This window comes from Streptomyces asiaticus (genome assembly GCF_018138715.1).
In the GTDB taxonomy this organism is placed as follows: Bacteria; Actinomycetota; Actinomycetes; order Streptomycetales; family Streptomycetaceae; genus Streptomyces; species Streptomyces asiaticus.
Genome location: NZ_JAGSHX010000006.1, coordinates 8,338,620 through 8,358,581, shown reverse-complemented (window position 1 = coordinate 8,358,581; position 19,962 = coordinate 8,338,620). Strand labels below are relative to the sequence as shown.

The 19,962-nt window shown below is 72.1% G+C and carries 17 protein-coding genes and 1 pseudogene; 7 read left to right on the top strand and 11 right to left on the bottom strand.

What is annotated here, in order from left to right; genetic code table 11:
* Positions 1–344 precede the first annotated feature (344 nt).
* The gene (locus KHP12_RS43545) at positions 345–764 is read right to left on the bottom strand and encodes a PPOX class F420-dependent oxidoreductase (RefSeq protein WP_037963851.1); all 420 of its coding nucleotides are present in this window, start codon (positions 762–764) and stop codon (positions 345–347) included.
* Positions 765–979: 215 nt separating this feature from the next.
* Between KHP12_RS43545 and KHP12_RS43540 the strand changes: the two genes are divergently transcribed.
* From KHP12_RS43540 to KHP12_RS43530, 3 genes are all read left to right on the top strand, one after another.
* A complete protein-coding gene (locus tag KHP12_RS43540; RefSeq protein ID WP_210609009.1) occupies positions 980–1,585 on the top strand; it encodes a DUF5134 domain-containing protein in 606 nt (201 codons plus the stop codon).
* A 96-nt stretch (positions 1,586–1,681) separates the two neighbouring features.
* Positions 1,682–2,617: a M56 family metallopeptidase gene (locus tag KHP12_RS43535; RefSeq protein WP_210609010.1), complete on the top strand. Its 936-nt coding sequence runs from the start codon at positions 1,682–1,684 to the stop codon at positions 2,615–2,617.
* Between the two features lie 163 nt (positions 2,618–2,780).
* Positions 2,781–3,470, top strand: a complete 690-nt coding sequence (locus KHP12_RS43530; protein WP_210609011.1) for a phosphatase PAP2 family protein — start codon at positions 2,781–2,783, stop codon at positions 3,468–3,470.
* Positions 3,471–3,694: 224 nt separating this feature from the next.
* Here the strand turns inward: KHP12_RS43530 and KHP12_RS43525 are convergent, their stop codons facing one another.
* Positions 3,695–4,372, bottom strand: coding sequence for an O-methyltransferase (locus KHP12_RS43525; RefSeq protein WP_037963848.1), 678 nt, complete (start codon positions 4,370–4,372; stop codon positions 3,695–3,697).
* A 121-nt stretch (positions 4,373–4,493) separates the two neighbouring features.
* Between KHP12_RS43525 and KHP12_RS43520 the strand changes: the two genes are divergently transcribed.
* Positions 4,494–5,462, top strand: coding sequence for a pirin family protein (locus KHP12_RS43520; protein ID WP_210609012.1), 969 nt, complete (start codon positions 4,494–4,496; stop codon positions 5,460–5,462).
* Here the strand turns inward: KHP12_RS43520 and KHP12_RS43515 are convergent.
* From KHP12_RS43515 to KHP12_RS43505, 3 genes are all read right to left on the bottom strand, one after another.
* The gene (locus KHP12_RS43515; protein WP_210609013.1) at positions 5,437–6,906 is read right to left on the bottom strand and encodes a hypothetical protein; all 1,470 of its coding nucleotides are present in this window, start codon (positions 6,904–6,906) and stop codon (positions 5,437–5,439) included. The genes KHP12_RS43520 and KHP12_RS43515 overlap by 26 nt on opposite strands.
* Positions 6,903–7,739 (bottom strand): undecaprenyl-diphosphate phosphatase, encoded by an 837-nt coding sequence (locus KHP12_RS43510; RefSeq protein ID WP_086886100.1) that lies wholly within the window; start codon positions 7,737–7,739, stop codon positions 6,903–6,905. Before KHP12_RS43510 ends, KHP12_RS43515 begins: the two co-directional genes overlap by 4 nt.
* A gap of 67 nt (positions 7,740–7,806) precedes the next feature.
* Positions 7,807–9,039 carry a glycosyltransferase family 4 protein gene (locus tag KHP12_RS43505; RefSeq protein WP_086886101.1) on the bottom strand — a complete coding sequence of 411 codons (1,233 nt, stop codon included), beginning with the start codon at positions 9,037–9,039 and terminating at the stop codon, positions 7,807–7,809.
* 242 nt (positions 9,040–9,281) lie between these two features.
* Here KHP12_RS43505 and KHP12_RS43500 point away from each other — a divergent pair, with 242 nt between their 5' ends.
* The gene (locus KHP12_RS43500) at positions 9,282–9,659 is read left to right on the top strand and encodes a BlaI/MecI/CopY family transcriptional regulator (RefSeq protein ID WP_037963840.1); all 378 of its coding nucleotides are present in this window, start codon (positions 9,282–9,284) and stop codon (positions 9,657–9,659) included.
* A gap of 27 nt (positions 9,660–9,686) precedes the next feature.
* Positions 9,687–10,619, top strand: coding sequence for a M56 family metallopeptidase (locus KHP12_RS43495; protein WP_210609014.1), 933 nt, complete (start codon positions 9,687–9,689; stop codon positions 10,617–10,619).
* A gap of 13 nt (positions 10,620–10,632) precedes the next feature.
* Here KHP12_RS43495 and KHP12_RS43490 read toward each other — a convergent pair whose 3' ends face one another.
* Positions 10,633–15,000 carry a molybdopterin-dependent oxidoreductase gene (locus KHP12_RS43490; protein ID WP_210609015.1) on the bottom strand — a complete coding sequence of 1,456 codons (4,368 nt, stop codon included), beginning with the start codon at positions 14,998–15,000 and terminating at the stop codon, positions 10,633–10,635.
* A 368-nt stretch (positions 15,001–15,368) separates the two neighbouring features.
* On the opposite strand from KHP12_RS43490, the gene KHP12_RS43485 reads away from it, so the two are divergent.
* On the top strand, positions 15,369–17,342 hold the full coding sequence (locus KHP12_RS43485; protein WP_086886114.1) for an APC family permease: 1,974 nt from the start codon (positions 15,369–15,371) through the stop codon (positions 17,340–17,342).
* A 15-nt stretch (positions 17,343–17,357) separates the two neighbouring features.
* Here KHP12_RS43485 and KHP12_RS43480 read toward each other — a convergent pair whose 3' ends face one another.
* The 5 genes and pseudogenes from KHP12_RS43480 to KHP12_RS51885 form a co-directional block, all read right to left on the bottom strand.
* Positions 17,358–17,675 (bottom strand): transcriptional regulator, encoded by a 318-nt coding sequence (locus tag KHP12_RS43480; RefSeq protein WP_086886116.1) that lies wholly within the window; start codon positions 17,673–17,675, stop codon positions 17,358–17,360.
* Positions 17,672–18,136 carry a hypothetical protein gene (locus KHP12_RS43475; protein WP_086886113.1) on the bottom strand — a complete coding sequence of 155 codons (465 nt, stop codon included), beginning with the start codon at positions 18,134–18,136 and terminating at the stop codon, positions 17,672–17,674. Before KHP12_RS43475 ends, KHP12_RS43480 begins: the two co-directional genes overlap by 4 nt.
* Positions 18,137–18,251: 115 nt before the next feature.
* On the bottom strand, positions 18,252–18,800 hold the full coding sequence (locus tag KHP12_RS43470) for a DUF1707 SHOCT-like domain-containing protein (protein ID WP_086886112.1): 549 nt from the start codon (positions 18,798–18,800) through the stop codon (positions 18,252–18,254).
* 203 nt (positions 18,801–19,003) lie between these two features.
* Positions 19,004–19,369: an ArsR/SmtB family transcription factor gene (locus KHP12_RS51890; protein WP_240812882.1), complete on the bottom strand. Its 366-nt coding sequence runs from the start codon at positions 19,367–19,369 to the stop codon at positions 19,004–19,006.
* Positions 19,370–19,438: 69 nt separating this feature from the next.
* A pseudogene (locus KHP12_RS51885) lies at positions 19,439–19,891 on the bottom strand (tellurite resistance TerB family protein); the annotation flags it as partial.
* Between the last annotated feature and the right edge of the window lie 71 nt (positions 19,892–19,962).

Below are 19,962 nucleotides of genomic sequence, written 5' to 3'. Positions count from 1 at the left end.
TCGCGGGTGGCAAATAAAGAACCTAATCAAGATCACTCGTTAAGGCGATCGGAGTGCTTCGCGAGGTTCGCGACGCGTGGCGCGACTTCCGCGATTCTCCGGGCACCTCAACGCAGGAACGCGCTGACGGCCAGGGACAGATTACCCAGCAGCGACAGGGCGTTGCCATGTCGGCGTCCCGTCACTGCGATGTACCGGCCAGTGCCGTAGATCGCCACGGCCGTACCGTCGGGGCGTCGGATGCGACGTCCCGTACCGGGATCGTCTGACGCCGTCCGCCCGCCACGGCTCGCGGTGGCCGGAGGTGGTGGTGGGACGGACGGCGGACGGTGCCGGAGGGGAGATCAGCCGGGCTGGGTGTTCTCCTTGTGCTCGCCCCAGCCGTGCCAGCGTTCGATCTCGATCCAGGCGCTGACCCGGCCGCGGTCCCGCTGCGGGTACTCCCTGCCCAGGTATTGCTGGGCCAGCCGGTCGATTCCGGCCAGGTCCTTGTCGTCCTGGAGCTCGACGACCCGGCCGATGAGGGTGATGTGGTTGTACCAGTTCGCCTCGTCGATCACGGTGAGCGAGACCCTGGGGTCGTTACGGATGTGGTCGAGCCGCTTGCGGCCCTCGTCCATGTTGACCAGGATCCGGCCGTCGTCCCAGAGGTACCAGGTGGCCGTGGACACCGGCTGACCGTCGGACCGGACCGTCGCGATCACGGCCGGATTGGGCTTCTCGAGCATGGCGACCGCGGCCTCGGGAAGCGGTGGATTCGACACGGGCTCTCCTCCTCTTTGGACGGCTGTTCACGTCCCGTGGTGCGGCTGGGGCCTGCGTGATCCACGGGCGCATCTCTCACCGTGCCATACCAGGCCGCGCGCTCCCCACTACTCCGCACGCCTCGCGCTCCCCCACTGCGCCCATGCGCTCCCGTGTGTGGTGCCGCGGCAGGGGATGTCTCCTGGTAATACGTCCCCCTTCGGGAGGTGTGGCCGTGCACGGACCTCCACTCATCGGCTGGCTGCTGGTCGCGCTGTGCGCGGCCACGGGTGGCTACTGTCTGTTGCAGATGCGCGGTGAGCCGCCCGGGCCGGGGCGGCGGATCGCGGGCGCCGAGGCGCTGATGGGGTGGGGGATGGCCGTGATGGCGGTGCCGTCCACCGTGCTGGACCCCCGGCCCTGGGGCCCGCCCGCCTTCGTGGCGGTCTTCGCCGTGGCCGCCGTAAGGGCGCTGCTGCCGGTCCCGCACGGGGCCGGGCTCCCGGGGCACCGTCTGCATCACACCATCGGCGCGCTGGCGATGGTCTACATGGCGCTCGCGATGATGGTGGGCACCACCGGCGGCCATCATCACCCCACCGGGGAGACGGCCCCGGGCCGGATGGCGGGCGGGGTGCCGCTGCTGACCGGGGTGCTGCTCGTGTACTTCGCGGTCTACGTCGTACGGTCCGGGCTGCGGCTCGTACCGATGACGGACGGGGCCGTGGACGCGGCGGGGGCGGGGCCACCCGGCGCCGGGTGGTCGCGGCGGCCCGAGCTGCGGCATGCGTGCAGGCTGTCGATGGGGATAGGGATGTTCGCGATGCTGCTGACGCTGTGAACGGGCCGCAACGCGTTGCGTAGTCGCACCGTGGCATGCGTCACTTCCCCGCCGTGACCGTACCCGCCCGAGCGTCGCGATCATAGGCTGACGGCCATGATGGTCCCGTTCGCGCTGATGGGCCTCGGCGCACTGGCGGCGGCAATGGCGCCGCGCCTGCTGTCCCGCTCCGACTGGATCGACCGCGAACCCGTGCTCGCCCTCTGGGTGTGGCAGTGCGTGGTCGTCGGAGTGCTGTTGTGCTGCGCGCTGACCATGGCGCTCACCGGGGCGGCCGCCTGGGATGCCGTGCGCGGCAATGTCTTCGCCCCCGCGCCCAAGGGCGTGGTGGACGCGTACGCGCTGTCCGGCTACGGGCCGTTGGCCGCACCCGTCGCCCTCGTGCTCGCCTTCGGGGCCGTCTGGAGCGCGGTGATGCTCACCCGCGAGATCGGCCGCGCCCGCGCCTGGCGCAGGCAGCACCGCGCCGAACTCCTCGTCCGCTCCCCCGCCTTGCCCGGTGAGGAGCCCGGCGAGGAGCGTCTGGTGGTCCTGGAGAGCGACAAGCCGGACGCCTGGTGGCTGCCGGGCACCACGCCCCAGTTGGTCATCACCACGGCGGCGCTGCGCCGCCTCAAGGGCCGTCGGCTGGACGCCGTCATCGCCCATGAGCAGGGCCACGCCCGCGCCCGTCACCACTGGCTGCTGCACTGCTCGGGCGCGCTGGCCATCGGTTTTCCTCAGGTGACCATGTTCGCGGCGTTCCGCGACGAGGTGCACCGGCTGGTCGAGCTGGCCGCCGACGACTCCGCGTCACGGCGCTTCGGGCGGACGACCACCGCGCTCGCGCTGGTCGAACTCAACGAGGACCGTGGGGTGTTCGGCCCCTGCCCCAGCGGGCTCGCGCAGGTGCCGCAGCGGGTGGACCGGCTGCTGGCCCCGGCCTCCCGCCTCCCGGTGGCGCGCCGCTGGCGCCTTACGGCCACCGCGGCGCTCGTCCCGGCCGTCCCGCTGCTGGTCACGCTCGTCCCGGCGCTGCGGGTGCTCGGGTAGGCGTTCCCGGCGTTCTCAGTACGACGTTCTGCGTTCTCAGTACAACGTTCTCGGCGTTCTCAGTACAACGTTCTCGGCGTTCTCGGCAGAACGGCGGCTCCTGATTCGAGGAAGATCGAGGGCCTCCTGGCTCCGGGGCCCGCCCGTCGGCGATCATCGACCCATGCAGCCGGCAACCCTCCACCACCGAGCCGCCCGCGCCGCGGCCGTCTTCACCGCGCTCTTCCTCGTGGTGCTCGCCCTGGTGGCCGCCCATTGGGGGCCCCTCGGGACCGTCGACCGGGACATCGTCGTCACCCTGCACCACTCCGCCGTCCGGCACCACGGCCTCACTCGGGCCAACAGGGTGCTCACGGATTGGTTCTGGGACCCCTGGACGATGCGTGCGCTGCTGGCCGTGGCCGTGGGGTGGCTGCTGTGGCGCCGGGAGTGGCGGCTCGCCCTCTGGGTGGCCGTCACGGCGGCGCTGGGCACGGCGCTGCAACAGGCGGTGAAGGCCGCGCTCGACCGGGAGCGTCCCCGGTGGCCGGATCCGGTGGACTCGGCGCACTACACGGCCTTCCCGTCCGGCCACGCCCTGACCGCGACCGTCGCCTTCGGGCTGCTGCTGTGGCTGATGACGCTGCACGGGGCACCCGCGAAGTGGCTGCGGCTCATGGCCGCCGTAGGGGCCGTATCCGTGCTGGGCGTCGGCTTCACCCGGCTCTATCTGGGCGTCCACTGGCCCAGCGACGTCCTGGCCGGCTGGCTGCTGGGCGCGGCGCTGGTGTACGGGGCGATCGCCTCGTACGGCTACGTCCAGAGCCGTACGGGCGAGCACGAGGCGTCCCCGGAGGGGAGAGTGCGCTCATGAACCCCGAACCCACGCTTCACCAAGCGCGAACGGTAGCCGCACCCGGGTGCTAAGCGCTCCGCTGGAAGTGCCCTGACCTGCCGTGGATCGTCCGCGGCGCCGTCGTGACTGGTCGCCCACGCGGCGGAGCCGCACATCGACACAGCCGCGGCGGAGCCGCACATCGACGCAGCCCGCGCCCCTGCGGGGCGCCACCGAACCGCAGCCGCATTCCGCCGATCCGCTCAGCCGAGCCGCACCGCGGCCAGGATCCCGTGTGCGACCCCCAGGGGCAGCGAGAGATAGCCGCTCGCGGGGTCGGCGAGGTACTCCCGCATCTCCCGGTGGATGTCGAAGCCGAACTCCATGTCCATGTCGTCCACGAGCACCAGCGCGCCCTGGCGCAGCCGGGGTTCCACCACCTCGAGCACCGCCCGGTTGAGGTTCGGCCAGCCGTCCATCAGCAGCAGGTCCACCGACCCGGGCAGGTCCCGCAGGGTCTCGCGCGCGTCGCCGACGCGGACGGTGGCGATGTCGGAGAGCCCGGCGGCGGCGATGGCCTCCGTGGCCTTGGCCGCCTTGTCCGCCTGTAGTTCCGTGCCGATCACCTGCCCGCCGCCGTTGTCCCGCACCGCGCTGGCCAGGTAGAGGGTGGACACGCCGAAGGAGGTTCCGTACTCGACGACGGTCCGGGCGCCGGTCGCGCGGGTGAGCAGGTAGAGCAGCTCACCGCCCTCCTTGGACACCGACATGGAGGCGTCCTTGAACGTCTCGGCCATCTGACTGGCGTCCAGTTCGGCCCAGGCCGACTTGGGATCGGTCACACCGGTCTCGGCGAACGCGCGCTCGTCGCCTTCGCGCTCGGCCTCCAGCAGTCCGTCCAGGACGGTCGCCACGGACTCGGTGTGCAGTGTGGACGGCATGCGATCTCCTTCGGGTCGGTGCGGTCACCGGATAGATTCTTCTTCCGGCGGCGGTCCGACCGCCCCCTAAACATCCCCCTGGCTCCCCCTGAGCTGCCCGGGGCGATGGGAGAGTGCGGTCATGAGCAATCTCGATACGAGGCCCGCCCCGACCGTGTGCGGCGGCCGCCAGGACGTCACCGCCCAGCCGGTCCGGGAACTGCTGGCCGCCAAACAGGTCCCGCTGGGCGAGTCCACCATCGTGCGCCGGCTCCTGCCGAACCTCGGGCGGCGCATGGTCGGCGCATGGTGCTTCATCGACCACTACGGCCCGGACGACATCGCCCAGGAACCGGGCATGCAGGTCCCTCCGCATCCGCACATGGGGCTCCAGACGGTCAGCTGGCTGCACGACGGCGAGGTGCTGCACCGCGACAGCGTCGGCAGCCTCCAGACGGTGCGCCCCGGCGAGTTGGGGCTGATGACCTCGGGTCGGGCCATCGCGCACTCCGAGGAGTCCCCGCGCGAACACGCCCGGCTGCTGCACGGGGCACAGCTATGGGTCGCGCTGCCCGACGGCGACCGCCAGATCGCCCCCATGTGGGAGCACCACGCCGAGCTGCCCCAGGTGACCGGCGGCGGAGGGCTGCGGGCGACGGTCGTCCTCGGCGAACTGGACGGCGCGGCCTCGCCCGGCACCACGTTCACCCCCCTGATGGGCGCGGACGTCGCCCTCGCGGCCGGCACCGACACCCGGCTGCCGGTGCGGCCCGACTTCGAGTACGCGGCCCTCACCATGTCCGGCGAGTCCGAGGTCGACGGGGTACGCCTCGCCCCCGGCTCCCTCCTCTACCTAGGCTGCGGACGCACCGAACTGCCGCTGCGGGCCGACGTGGACAGCGCGTTCATGCTGCTGGGCGGGGAGCCCTTCGAGGAGAAGATCGTGATGTGGTGGAACTTCATCGGCCGCTCCCATGACGAGATCTCCCAGGCCCGCGAGGACTGGGCATCGGGCACCCGCTTCGGCGAGGTCCACGGCTACGACGGCGCCCCGCTCCCCGCCCCCGAACTCCCCCCGGTACCCCTCAAGCCCCGGGGCCGGACGCGCTGACCGGGGAGCGCACGTAGGCGGTGAGTCCGGTGCCCGGCAGGCGGTGGGGGGTCCAGGCGCGGGCGTAGTGGGGAGGGCCGGAGCGGGTTCTGGCGAGGGCGGCGGTGGGTTCGCGGGCGGCGCGGCGTAGCAGGGTGTGCGCGGTGGTGTTGCGGTTGTTGCCGCCGACGTTGGCCGAGGCGCAGCCGGCGTCGTAGCCGATGGGCGGGGCGTGTCTGCCGCTGACCAGGCAGGGCGGGGTGAGTCCGAGGCGGCGCAGGTCGTGGGCGGCGGTGCGGTAGCGGGCGGCGGTGGTGCGGGCGGCGGCCGTGTCGCGGTCGAGCACCTCGACTTGCGCGGACAGGTGCAGGGCGAGCAGCGCGGCCGCCAGCCCGGTGGCCAGGGCGCGGGCGCGGGGCGGGCGGATGGCCCGCGCGGACTGTGCGGCCAGGGCGGCGAGCGGAGGGGAGAGCAGGGCGTAGACGGGCAGCAGGAAGCGCGGCGCGGAGTAGTTGATGAGCAGCAGGTAGGGGATGCTCAGCGTGGCGGCGCAGGCGACGGGGAGCAGGATGACCGCGTCGCGCCGGGCCCGCCAGGCCAGGGCGCAGGCGGTGAGGGCGAGGACGGGCAGGGCCAGCCACCACAGGGTGAGCTCGGGGTGGGTGAGCGGGACGTGGCAGGGGCGGCAGAGCAGGGGGCCGTTGAGGCTGCGCCAGGCCATGCCGCCCGCCCAGTGCGCGCCCATGCCGCCCTCGGTGGCGCTGGAGCGGTGCAGCCGGGCGCCGACCCCGCCCCAGCGTACGTACGCCTCCGCCACCCACTCGGCGCCACCCACGGCGAACCCGCCGGCCACGGCGAGCGCGGGCGCCGGGCGCCGCCAGGCCGGGACGATCGCGCACGCCGCGAGCAGGGGCAGGACGAGCCATACGCCGTCGGAGAAGCGGAAGCAGGTGGCGGCCGCGACCATGGCGCCCAGGCCGAGCAGGGCCCGCCGCCCCGCAGGTGGGTGGGCGGCACGCAGGAACCAGCCGACGGCCGCCACCGCGGACAGGGCCACCCACAGGTTGGGCATGGCCTGCGGTCCGTAGAGCAGGGTGGTCCACAGACCGGCGAACAGCAGCGCGGCCAGGGCCGTCCGCCCCGGGCCCAGCAGCGGCTGCCAGACACGATAGGCCGCGTACAGGGCGGCGGCGGACAGCAGCGCCAGGACGATCCGGAGCACCGTGGTGGAGTCGGTGACGGCGAGCACGGGAGCGGCCAGAAGGCTGATGCCGCGCGAGCGCGGGGCGCTGAAGTACGCCGCCGGGCGGTGCGGGTCGACCTGGGAGAGGTACACCGTTTCGTCCCAGCCCAGCCCCAGATGCGGCACCACGAGGGCGAGTTGGGCCGCCGCATAGGCGAGGGCCACCGGCACCAACCACGGGATCCGGCGTGGCGGGCGGATGACCGTACGCGAAGCGATCATGCCGTGAGCGCTCCGGTGCCCAGCAGGCCGAGCAGCAGCAGGCCGATGGCGACGCGATAGACGACGAAGGCGTTGAAGGAGTGCTTGGCGACGAACTTCAGCAGCCAGGCGATCGAGGCGTAGGCGACCACGAACGAGACGGCGGTGCCCACCACGAGGGGGGCGGTGCCGACCCCGGCGCCGACGGCGTCCTTCAGCTCGTACAGGCCCGCGCCGGTCAGCGCGGGGATGCCGAGGAAGAAGGACAGGCGGGTGGCGGCCACCCGGTCCAGGTCGAGGATGAGCGCGGTGGACATGGTGGCGCCGGAGCGTGAGAAGCCGGGGAAGAGCAGCGCGAGGATCTGCGAGCAGCCGACCAGCATCGCGTCCTTGAAGCCCGTGTCGTCCTCGCCGCGCTTGTGGCGGCCCATCTGGTCGGCCACCCACATCACGCCGGACCCGGCGACGAGGGAGCCGGCGACCACCCACAGGGATGCGAGCGGGCCCTCGATGAGGGGTTTCGCTGCCAGGCCCACGATCACGATGGGGATGGTGGCGCAGATGACCCACCAGGCGAACTTGTAGTCGTGGTGGTGCCGCTGTTCGCGGTGGGCGAGTCCGCGGCCCCAGGCGGAGACGATCCGCACGATGTCCTTGAAGAAGTACACGAGCACCGCGGCGATCGCGCCGACCTGGATGACCGCGGTGAAGCCGACCACGGAGGTGTCGTCGACCGGGATGCCCATCAGCCCTTCGGTGATCTTCAGATGGCCGGTGGAGGAGACGGGGAGGAACTCCGTGATGCCTTCGACGATGCCGAGGACGGCCGCCTGGCCGATGCTGATGGCACTCATCTGGATCCGTTTCTGTGGTGGATGGAGCGGGCCGTGCTCGCTTGGGGAGCGGCGCGGGCTACCGCGGTCAGTGGGATCGGGGCAGGCGGCGCAGACGGCGCAGGGCCCGGCCCGCGCGGTTGCGCCAGCGGGCCTTGCGGCGCTGCCAGGCACGGGAGGAGCGCGTGGCGGCGAGGTCGCCGAACAGTTCCTCGTAGGCGTGGGCCACATGGGCCGGATCGAAGCGGCGGGCCGCGGCGCGGGCGGCCTCGCCCATGCGGCGGCGGCCGGGCTCGTCGGCGATCAGGTCGCTCAGCGCGGCGGCGAGCGCCTGCCGGTCGCCCATGGGGACCAGCCGGCCGTCGACGCCGTCGTTGATGATCTCGGCGGGGCCGAGCGGGCAGTCGGTGGCGACCACCGGTATGCCGCAGCGCATCGCCTCGACCAGCGTCATGCCGAAGGACTCCGCGTCGGAGGCGGAGGCGACGATCGACGCCTTGGCGAACTCGGCCTCGATCGGGGACACCGCACCCATCAGCGCCGCCCGGTCCTCCAGGCCCCGCTCCTCGATCAGCCGCTGGAGCCGCTCCTTGTCGGCGCCCGCGCCGTAAACGCGCAGCGACCAGCCGGGGTGCTTGGCGGCGACATCGGTGAATGCCTCGATGAGCAGGTCGAAGCGCTTGGCGCGCACCAGGCGTCCGGCCGCGGCGATGACGGGGGCGCCGCCGTCGGTGGGCGGCAGGCCGGGGTCGGGCACGCCGTTGGGGACGGCCAGGATCCGCACGCCCGGCAGCCGCATCCTCGCCCGGTAGACGGCGGCGTCGGCGTCGGTCGTGGTGACCACGGCGTCCAGGTCGCGATAGTCCCGGGCGAGCTGGGCGCGCAGCTTCTTGGTGTGCATGTCGTGGGTGAGGTGTTCCTGGGCGATGCGCAGCGCCCGGGGCGGGGCGAAGCGGGCCAGGTACACATTGATGCCCGGCCGGGTGCCGATGATCACGTCCGCGTCGCAGCTCCGCAGGTACTCCCGCGCCCGCTGGTCGGTGAGGCGGCTGTACTGCCCGTACCGCTTCTCGGCGGTGGGGAAGACCTCGGCCGGCCGGTGCAGCAGCGGGTCGGCCGCGTCGGCGGCGTCCGCGCGTATGTCGACCAGGGGCACCACCGTCACCCGCGGATCGATGGCGAACCGCGGGCGGGCGCGGTGGCGGAGCATCGACACGATCGTCACCTCGTGCCGGTCGGCGAGCGCCGCGGCGAGATTGAGCGTGGTGCGGATCGTGCCGCCGATCGCGTACACGTTGTGGATCAGGAAGGTGATCTTCACTTGGCGCTCCCCACGGTCGGCCCCGCGGCGATACGGGTCCCGGCGCGGCGACCGATCGGGAATGGGGCGGCATCCAGCGGATCGAGGGCCAACGGCACTGCGGGGTCCTTTCCGGCCGTACGCCGCCCAGGGCAGGGTTCGGCCCGGGTACGAGCGCATGGCACACTTGGGAGACAGTGACTTTTACACCGGTGTAGGAGTCCTACACGACTGTAAGAGATGAGGGAAGGGACGCCAAATCCATGGGCACCCGCACACCAGGACACGGCCCCAAGCGGCCCAACGGTGCACGCGAGGCCGAGATCCTCGAACTGCTCCAGCGGGCCGACGGCGCGCTGACCCCCCGCGAGGTCACCGAACGCCTCGGCAGCGAGCTGACCTACAACAGCGTGGTGACGATCCTCACCCGCATGCACACCAAGCAGCTGCTCACCCGCACCCCGCGCGGCCGGGCCTACGCCTACGCCCCCGTGACCGACGACCCCGGCTTCGCCGCCCGCCGCATGCGCTCGGTTCTGGAGGAGCGGTCCGACCGTCAGGACGTCCTCGCCCGCTTCGCCGACGGCCTGTCCACCACCGACGCGGACCTGCTGCGCCAGCTGCTCGACCCCGACCAGTAGGAAGAGGAAGAGGAAGAGGCCGCCGAGATGCGCATCGCCGTCTACATCCCCCTGCTGCTCTCCCTGCTCGCTCCCCTCGGCGCACGCCCCCTGGCGGAGCGGTGCGAACCCCGCCTGGCGACCTGGCTGCTCACCGCCTCGGCCCTCGTCCTGGGCACGGCGACCACCATCTCGCTGGGGCTGCTGGCCATCACCGGGCTGATCCGCTTCCCCCAGCTGGCCGGCCTCGGCCACTGGTCGGCCCACACCGCGCAGCGCGACGACCCCGCCGAACTGTCCGTCGCCCTGATCGCCGGGCTACTGCTCGGCGCCGCCGTCCTCATGGCCGCCCGCATGCTCTGGCGGCGCGCCCGCACCCTGACCGCCGCCGCCCTGGAAGCGGCCTGCATGCCCGCCGAAGACGATCTGGTCGTGATCGAGGACGAGGCCCCCAACGCCTTCGCGATCCCCGGCCTGCCCGGTCGCGTCGTCGTCTCCACCGGCATGCTGCACACCCTGGACGAGACCGAGCGCCGCATCCTGCTCGCCCACGAACGCGCCCATCTGACGTGCCGCCATTACGCCTTCGTCGCCCTGGCCCAGTTCGGCGCCGCCGCCAACCCGCTGCTACGCCCCCTCGCCACGGCCGTGACGTACACCGTCGAACGGTGGGCCGATGAGAACGCGGCCGCCGCCACCGGCGACCGCGAGCGGGTCGCCCGCACCGTCGGCAAGGCCGCCCTCGCCGCCCACGACGCCCCCGGCCGCGCCCCGGGCGCCGCGCTGGCCATCCTCGGCCGCCGCACCCCACTCGCCGCCGCCGGGCCCGTGCCCCGCCGTGTCGCCGCCCTCCTCGCTCCCCCCTTCGGCCGCCACCCCCTCCTCGCCACCGCGACGGCCACGGTCCTCGCCATCACCGCCCTGTCCATCGCCGAGGCCGCCCATGACCTCCATCTCCTGCTGGAAGCCGTCGGCGCCTGATGGAGCGCGGCGGTCAGTAGACGTCGCGCAGGTAGCGTTTGTCGGTGGCGAGTTGCTTGACGTACGCCGCCGCCTCGGCCTCGTCCAGGCCGCCGTGGACGGTGGCGATGTCCCGCAGGGCCTGGTCGACGTCCTTGGCCATGCGGGAAGCGTCGCCGCAGACGTAGAAGTGGGCGCCGTCCTGGAGCCAGGACCACAGCAGGGGGCCGTGTTCGCGCATGCGGTCCTGGACGTATTTCTTGGCGCGCTCGTCGCGGGAGAACGCGGTGTCCAGGCGGGTGAGGATGCCCTCGGCGAGGAACGCGGTCAGCTCCTCCTCGTAGTAGAAGTCGGTGGCACGGTGCTGTTCCCCGAAGAACAGCCAGTTCGGGGCGCGGTGGCCGCGGGCCCGGCGTTCCTCCAGGAAGGCGATGAAGGGCGCGACGCCGGTGCCGGGGCCGACCATCACCATCGGCGTGTCGGGGTCGGCGGGCGGGCGGAAGTGCGGCGCGCGCTGGACCCGGACCGGCACCGGGGTGCCCGGCTCGGCGTCGGCGAGGAAGGGGGAGCAGACGCCCTGGCGCGGACGCCCGCCCAGGTTCTCGTAACGGACGACGGAGACCGTCAGCGAGACCAGGTGGGGGTCGGTCAGCGGGCTGGACGATATGGAGTACAGGCGGTGCCGTAAGCGTCCCAGCAGGTCGGTCCACTCCTGCGCGCCGGCCCGGATGCCGAACTCGGCCAGTACGTCCACGGCCTGACGTCCCCAGGACCACTTCGCCAGCTCTCCCTTGTTGTCAGGGCGCAGGAGCTTCCGCAGGTCACGGGGGTCGCGAGTGCGATCGGCGACGAAGCGCAGCAGGTCGGGGGTGACGCGGGTGATGTCGAGATGGCGCGACAGGGCCTCGGCGAAGGGCACCTCCCCCACGTGTCGGACCTGAACGGCCGCGTTCGCGTCGAGGCCGGTGAGGGCCAGCCATTCGGCCACGAGTGCGGGCCAGTTGAGCGGTTGCACCGCCAGGGCGTCACCGGCCTCGTAGCCCAGTGGGGTCTCGCTGTCACGGGTGTCGAAGGTGAAGCGGCGGACCTCCTTGCCCGCGCCCGGCAGACTCAAGCGGCGGTTGCCGGTCAGGCGGGCGGTGGCAGGGGCGGGACGGCTCGGCCGGGGAGCCGTCCCGGCTGCGGGTGCCGGGTCGGCTGCGGGGGCCGGGTCGGCTGCGGGGGCCGGGTCGGGTGCGGGGGCGGGTGCGGGTGCCGGGTCGGGTGCGGGTGCCGGGTCGGGTGCGGGTTGCTCCGCGCTCTTCAGCGCGATGAGTATCTGGTCGAGCCAGGCCCCGGCCTCGGTCTCGTAGTCCGGTTCGCAGTCGGTGCGCGGGGCCAGCCGCACCGCGCCCAGCTCTTCCATACGCCGGTCGAGGCGGCGGCCGTGGCCGCAGAAGTCGTCGTAGGAGGAGTCGCCGAAGGCCAGGACGGAGTACCGCCGGTCCGGCAGGCGCGGGGCGTCGGGCGCGGTGAGGGCGGCCCAGAAGGCGGCGCCGTTGTCCGGTGCGTCGCCGTCGCCGAAGGTGCTCGTGATCAGCAGCAGGTCGGCGTCGGACGGCAGCGCGGCGGGGTCGGCCTCGTCCATGGACACGCGGGAGGCGACATGGCCGTGCGCGGCCAGCCGCTCGGCCGAGGCGGCCGCGAACTCCTCGGCGTTCCCGGTCTGGGACGCCCAGAGGATCACGACTTGGCGGCGCGCCACGTCCACGGGCGGGGAGGACGGCTGCGGGGCGGACGGCTGCGAGGAGGACGACCGCGGGGAGTCGCCGGCGTCGTGCGCGGTGGGACGCGTCGCCTCGGCTCTGGAGTACATCCCGGCCAGCACCCCGTTCACCCACAGGGCGTGCGACGGGCTGAACGGGGCGTCCGCGGGCAGCACCGGTACGCCGGGAGTGCCGGACGGGATTCCGGCGAGGAAGCCGGTCAGATACCGGCGTTCGAGTTCGGTGAGGGCCGGCGGCGGGGCGGGTTCCAGCCCGAACACGGCGCGAGCGGAAGCGGCGGGAAGGACGGCGGGCGGCGGGGGGACCGTCGCGTCCGCGGTGGACGACACGGCCGTCGTGGACGCCGTGTCCGCGGTGGACGCCGTGTCCGCGGTGGACGCCGTGTCCGCGGTGGACGCCGTGCCAGTGCTGGACTCCGTGGCCGTGGACCGTGCGTCCGTCCGCGCCGGCGCCCGCGCCGTCACCGGGGTGGCCACCTTGGCCAGTGACACCGCGCACACCTTGAACTCGGGCTGGAACGACAGCGGATCGACGGCGTCGCTGGTCACCGCGTTCACACTGAGGTACTCCCCGAAAAGGTCGTTCCAGTGGAACGGCGCGAAACAACAGCCCGGCCGCACCCGGTCGGTGACGACCGCGGGCAGCACGGCCCGGCCGCGCCGCGAGGCGACCTCCACCGAATCTCCCTCGGCGAGGCCCAGCTCGGCCGCGTCCCGCGGGTGCACCTCCACGAAGGGACCGGAGCTGAGCTTGTTCAGCTTGGCCACCTTGGCCGTCTTCGTCAGGGTGTGCCACTGATGCTGTAGGCGGCCGGTGTTGAGTATGTACGGGTAGTCGTCGTCGGGCAGCTCCGCGGCCGGTATGTGCGGGCGGGGGTGGAAGACCGCACGGCCGCTCGCGGTCGGGAAGAGCGGCGAGCCGTCCTCACCGACGTACCGGATCGGATTGCGGTCGGATCCCTCGGCGCTCGCGGCGGGCCACTGCACCGGGGTGGAGCGCAGCCGCTCGTAGCTCACACCGCGCAGGTCCCAGCCGGTCGACGGGTTGAAAGCGCGCTTGATCTCCTCGAAGACCTCCTCCGCGCTGTCGTACGCGAAGCCGCTCTCGAAGCCCATGGCGCGGGCCACGGACGCGATGACGCGCCAGTCCGCCATCGCCTCGCCGGGCGGATCGGCGGCCGGCTGGGCGAGGGTGAGGGTGCGCTCGCTGTTGATCAGGACGCCCTCGGTCTCGGTCCACAGCGCGCCGGGCAGCACGATGTCGGCGTACGCGTTCGTCTCCGTCTCGGCGAACACGTCCTGCGTGACGACGAATTCGGCGGCCTCCAGGCCCTCGATGACCGTCTTGCGGTTCGCGACCGAGGCGACCGGGTTGGTGCAGATGATCCAGCACGCCTTGATGTCCCCGGCGGCCATCTTCTGGAACATCTCGACGGTGCCCTTGCCGACGCCGTCCGCGCGGATCGTGTCCGGCGGCAGCTCCCACAGGTTCTCGACGAAGGCCCGGTCGGCGTCGGCGAGCACCGACCGCTGACCGGGAAGTCCCGGCCCCATGTAGCCCATCTCGCGGCCGCCCATGGCGTTGGGCTGCCCGGTCAGGGAGAAGGGTCCGCTGCCCGGGCGGCAGATCGCGCCCGTGGCGAGATGGAGGTTGACGAGCGCGTTGGTGTTCCAGGTGCCGTGCGTGGACTGGTTGAGGCCCATCGTCCAGCAGCTCATCCACTCGCCCGCCTCGCCGATCAGCCGGGCGGCGGTGCGGATGTCGTCTTCCGGGATGCCGGTGATCTCGGCGACGGTGGCGGGCGGGTAGTCGGCGAGGAACTCCGGCATCGCCTCCCAGCCCTCGGTGTGCGCGGCGATGAACTCGGCGTCCGTGCGGCCGTTCGCATGCAGGAGGTGCAGCAGCCCATTGAGCAGTACCAGGTCCGTGCCCGGCTCGATCTGCAAGAACAGGTCGGCCTTGGCCGCGGTGGCGGTGCGGCGCGGATCGACCACGATCAGCTGGGCACCGGCCGACTTCATCCGGTCCATCATCCGCAGGAAGAGGATGGGATGGCAGTCGGCCATGTTGGAGCCGACGACGAAGAAGACATCGGCCCGGTCGAAGTCCTGATAGGAGCCCGGCGGCCCGTCCGCGCCCAGCGAGAGCTTGTAGCCGGTACCGGCACTGGCCATGCACAGCCGGGAGTTCGACTCGATCTGGTTGGTGCGGAGGAACCCCTTGGCCAGCTTGTTCGCGAGGTACTGCGCCTCCAGGCTCAGCTGCCCGGAGACATAGAGGGCGACCGCGTCCGGCCCGTGCTCGTCGACGATCGCCCGCAGCCGGCCCGCCGTCTCGGCGATCGCCTCGTCCCTGGACACCGGCACCGGCTCTTCCTCACGGTGCGGACGCCGGAGCGCCGTGGTCAGGCGCCCGGGGGCGGCGAGCATATCGGCGGTGGTGGCGCCCTTGGTGCACAGCCGGCCGAAGTTCGCCGGGTGCTCCTTGTCCCCGGAGGCCTTCAGGACCGTACGGCGCCCGTCCGGCCCCCTGCCGACATCGAGGACCAAGCCGCATCCCACACCGCAGTACGAGCAGACCGTCCGCACCTTCGTCGTGTTCGTCGTGTCCTCGCTCCGGAAGCCCGACGCGACCACGGGCGCCTCCTCATCCTGTGCTCGGTCCAGTCCAACGTTTCGTGACCGTACAAACCGCTCATTGCGCGGGTCTCTCAGGCCGATCACCACGGGTTAAACCCACCGCACAGCGCCTGGAGGGCTCCTGTGAGCAGGGATCATACGTCCGCAACGCCCTCGTCACGCGTCCAGTTGTGCGCGGATGAGCATGTCGATTCGCCACCATGCCGGGGACGCGGCTTTGACCGTGCCGCCGGATGAGGGCAGGGGTCGGGGCCGCCGCGACGGACATGCCGCTGTGAGGTGTGGCGAAGGGCCCGCATACCCTGATTCGACCGTCCACCCGTGGACGGCATGATCGGTAAACGCTATGTGATCTGGAGCACGCGATGGCCACCTCCACCGATGTGGAACCCCGCCAGGAGGCGGCCCGTAAAGGGGGTCGGCTGCGGAGCTGGCTGCTGGAGGGCCTGTCCGATATGGCCAAGCAGCAGCCGGGGCCGCACGCCCAGCCCCCGGAGGGGCACAAGGGGCAGCGGTGGTGGCGGGTGATGTGTCTGACCGGCGTGGACTACTTCTCCACGCTCGGCTACCAGCCCGGCATCGCCGCCCTCGCCGCCGGGCTGCTGTCCCCCATCGCCACCATCGTGCTGGTGGCCGTGACCCTGGCCGGGGCGCTGCCGGTGTACCGGCGGGTGGCCAAGGAGAGCCCGCACGGCGAGGGGTCGATCGCGATGCTGGAGCGGCTGCTGTCGTTCTGGCAGGGCAAGCTCTTCGTGCTGGCGCTGCTGGGGTTCGCGGCCACCGACTTCCTGATCACCATCACCCTCTCGGCCGCCGACGCCTCCACCCACCTGGTGGAGAACCCGCACTTCACCAGCGTTCTGCACGGCCATGAGGTGGCCATCACGCTGGGGTTGATCGCCCTGCTCGGCGCCGTCTTCCTCAAGGGCTTCATGGAGGCCATCGGTGTGGCGGTGGTGCTCGTGGGCGGCTACCTGGCGCTGAACGCGGTCGTCGTGTTCGTCGGGCTGTGGCATGTGGCCACCGCGTCCCACGTGGTCACCGACTGGTCGCGGGCGCTGACCGAAGAGCACGGCAACCCGCTGATCATGGTCGGTCTGGCGCTGGTGGTGTTCCCCAAACTCGCGCTGGGGCTATCCGGGTTCGAGACCGGTGTGGCCGTCATGCCCCATGTGGACGGCGGCCCCGGCGACACCGAGGAGCGTCCCACCGGGCGGATCCGGGACACCAGGAAGCTGCTCACCACCGCCGCCGTGATCATGAGCGTCTTCCTGATCACCACGAGCTTCATCACCACCGTGCTCATCCCGCAGGACGAGTTCAAGGCCGGCGGCGAGGCCAATGGACGAGCCCTCGCGTATCTCGCCCACCACTATCTGGGGTCCGTCTTCGGCAGCGTCTACGACGCCGCGACCATCGGCATCCTGTGGTTCGCGGGCGCCTCCGCGATGGCCGGACTGCTCAACCTGATGCCGCGCTATCTGCCCCGCTACGGCATGGCCCCGCACTGGGCCCGTGCGGTCCGTCCCATGGTGCTGGTCTTCACCCTGATCGGCTTCCTGGTCACCTGGCTCTTCGACGCCGACGTGGACGCCCAGGGCGGTGCCTACGCCACCGGGGTGCTGGTCCTGATGACCTCCGCCGCCGTCGCGGTCACCATCACCGCCCGCCGCGCCCGGCAGCGGGGCTGGACCATCGGCTTCGGCGTGATCTCCGTGGTCTTCGTCTACACGACCGGGGTGAACGTGGTGGAACGCCCCGACGGTGTGAAGATCGGGGCGTGCTTCATCGCGGGCATCATCCTGGTGTCACTGCTCTCCCGGCTCGCCCGCGCCTTCGAACTGCGCGTGACGGACATGGAGTTGGACGCCACGGCGGAGCGGTTCGTCCGCGACGCCGCCACCCGCCGCATGCGGTTCATCGCCAACGAGCCGGACAACCGCGACCCGGCCGAATACCGCGACAAGATCCACCAGATCCGGGCCGACAACGACATCCCGGCCGCTGACGACCTCATCTTCGTCGAGGTCAGCGTGCGTGACCCGTCCGACTTCGAGACGGCGGTACGGGTGCGCGGCGAGGTGCTGCACGACCGGTACCGGGTCCTCACCCTCGACGGCTCCAGCATCCCCAACTCACTGGCCGCCCTGCTGCTCCACATACGGGACGCCACCGGGCAGCGGCCGCACATCTACTTCGAGTGGACCGAGGGCAGCCCCTTCGCCCAGTTCCTGCGGTTCTTCCTGTTCGGCCAGGGGGAGGTCGCACCCGTCACCAGGGAGGTGCTCCGCGAGGCCGAGCCCGACCGCGCCCGCCGCCCTCACGTCCACGTCGGCTGAGCGCCGGGGCCGGCCTCACGCCGGGGGCTCCTGGGCCGGCGCCGCGGCGTCGGCGACGATCGCCCGCAGTGCCTCGATGTGGCCGTTGAAGGCATCCCGGCCGGCGCTCGTGAGCCGGGCGCGCACCTTCCGGCGGCTGCCGCTGAGCCGGCGTTCCGTGGCGACGTACCCGGCCTCCTCGAGCGTCGTGAGCTGCTTGGAGAGCGCCGAGTCGGACAGTTGGAGCCGGTCCTTGAGGAAGGCGAACTCCGCCCAGTCGGCGGCCGCCAGGGTCGCCACCAGCGACAGACGGGTGCTGGGGTGGATCAACTCGTCGAATTGCGCCTTCGTCATGCCCGCGCCCACCGGCGCAGAACGCGCAGCATCTCCGGTCCGCCGAACCCGATGACGGCCGCGGTCAGCACCGCCGCCCAGATACCGGCATGGCCGGCGCCGTCGGCGTCGAGGGCGAGCGCCACCAGGACGGTGACCCCGATGAGCCCGAGCAGCATGCCGACCACCACCAGGGGGGTGCGGCGACCGGCGACCGCCGCGCTCACCTGGAGCCGATCCGTGCGGCGGCGTCCGTCGAGCAGGCGCGGCGCGAGCACCCCGTGGCCCACGCCGAAGCCCACCGTCGCGACCCCGGCCAGCCAGGGCGGCAGCACATTGCCGAGCACGCCCAGCAGAATCCAGCCGGCCGCCATGGCCCACCAGTAGCCGCGGGGCAGGCCGACTTCCTCGGCCACCTGGCGGCGGGCACGGTCGGCCGCGTCGAGGGCGGTGCGGGCCTGTTCCGGAACGATGTTGTCCATGCCGAGACCTCACTTTCCTATCGGGAAAGTAAGCGTCCTACTTTCCCGATAGGAAAGTCAAGAGCCGGAGGCGCCAAAGAGCGGCGGGCCGGTGGCTCCGGCGCCGGCTGGGGGCTCAACGCCGCGCGTGGCGGATCCTCAAGCGTCCGAACCCCACGGCCCCGGAGATCCGGATCTTCGGGCCGCCCGGGCCACTGGGGAGGGACGGACGGGGCTTGTAGCGCAGGTCCTTCCACCCGGTGTGCAGGCCCTCGACGTCGACGATCGCGTCGCGCGGCACCGTAATCCTGGCTCTGCCGGTGCCGAGCGCCAGCTCGATGTCGATGATCGGGTGCTCGATGACCGCCCGGGACAGGTCCAGGTGCACCCTGCCGAACGCCGACTCGACCTTGAGGGTTCGCGGTACGAGCCATGGGCCGCGCCGCCGGATCCGTCCGCTGTGGGCGGCGATCGTGGACGTGGTGCCCGGGGGCTCCGCGGGGAGCGAGGCCAGGGCCGACATGAGCTCGCCGTGGGTCGTGGCGGTGAGCACCGTATGGAGGCGCTGGTCCATCTCCTCGTGCGAGATGTGCCCTTCGGCGTACGCGTCCTGTAGGCGCCGCACGGCCGCCTCGCGGTCGTCTTCGCTGACGAGTGACGGCGGGTTTTCCGGCGGAGAGGTCACCGTCGCACTCTACTGCCGCACCGGAGCCGCGGTGACGGCCCGATCCGGCGAACTAAGCGCTCCGCGGGAAGTGCCGCGAGGTGCGGTCGTTCATCCGCGGCTGCGTCGTGGCCGGTCGCGCCCGCGCGGCGGAGCCGCACATCGACACAGCCCCGCGCCCCTTCGGGGCGCACCCGAACCGCACCGGACTTCAGCGAGGGCGCTTAGCCATGGGCGGGAGGGGTGTCCCGCGGTTCGGAGGGGGCGAGGAGGTAGGAATGGAGCTGCCCGAGCAGTTCGGCGATGCCCTCCCTGTCGGCGCGGTAGCGGACCAGTTTGCCGCTGCGGGTCGACTGGAGCAGACCGCCGCGCCGGAGCACCGCGAGGTGCTCGGAGGTGGTCGACGGACCGAGCCCGGCGCGCTCGGCGACCTCGCCCACGGTCAGCTCCTCCCCGTCGGCGAAGTGCGCGAAGAGCTTCTGACGGGTTCCGCTGGTCAGCGCCTTGAGGAAGACCTGGAGGTCGTCGCCGGGTACGGCCGCCCCGGGGCGTACGGCCCGGCCCGTACCGGCGTCCGCCCGCCCGGACACCCGGTCGCCGGCCGCCCGTGGGAGCTCGTCCGGGGCCCGGTACGGGCGGGGGACGCGGAGGGGGCGGTGGAGGTCGAACTCGGTCGGGGGGATGTCCAGGGCTGAGCACGCCTGGCGGACGACGTCCCGTTCGCTCTCGTCGAAGTAGCCGTCGGCGCAGCCGATGACGATGCCGATCTGGATGACGGCCCGCGCCTCGGCGGGCCTCCGCTTCGCCTTGCCGATCTCCCGCATGGCGCTCGCCGTGCCGAGGGTGAAGTCCGTGGTGAGCTCGTCGAGGTGATCCTCGAAGCGGCGGTGCAGATCCTCCGGGGGGAAGTTCTGGAGCACGTCGTTGGTGGCGATGAGCTGGGCCACGCGCCCCCGCTCCGACGGGTCGATCGTGCCGTCCGCCGCCGCCACCAAGGCGCACATGGCCATGCTCGCGTCCCGGAACGCCCCGCTCTGCAACTCGTGCTTCTTCGCCGTGAGCTGAGCCTGCATCGTCTGGACCGAGTCCCTGAGGCGGTCCCACAGCGTCATCTGCATCTCCTTCTCAGTAATACCTCCATTGTGGGCAGAAAACAGAATCTACATGTTTGTAGAGCTCCCGC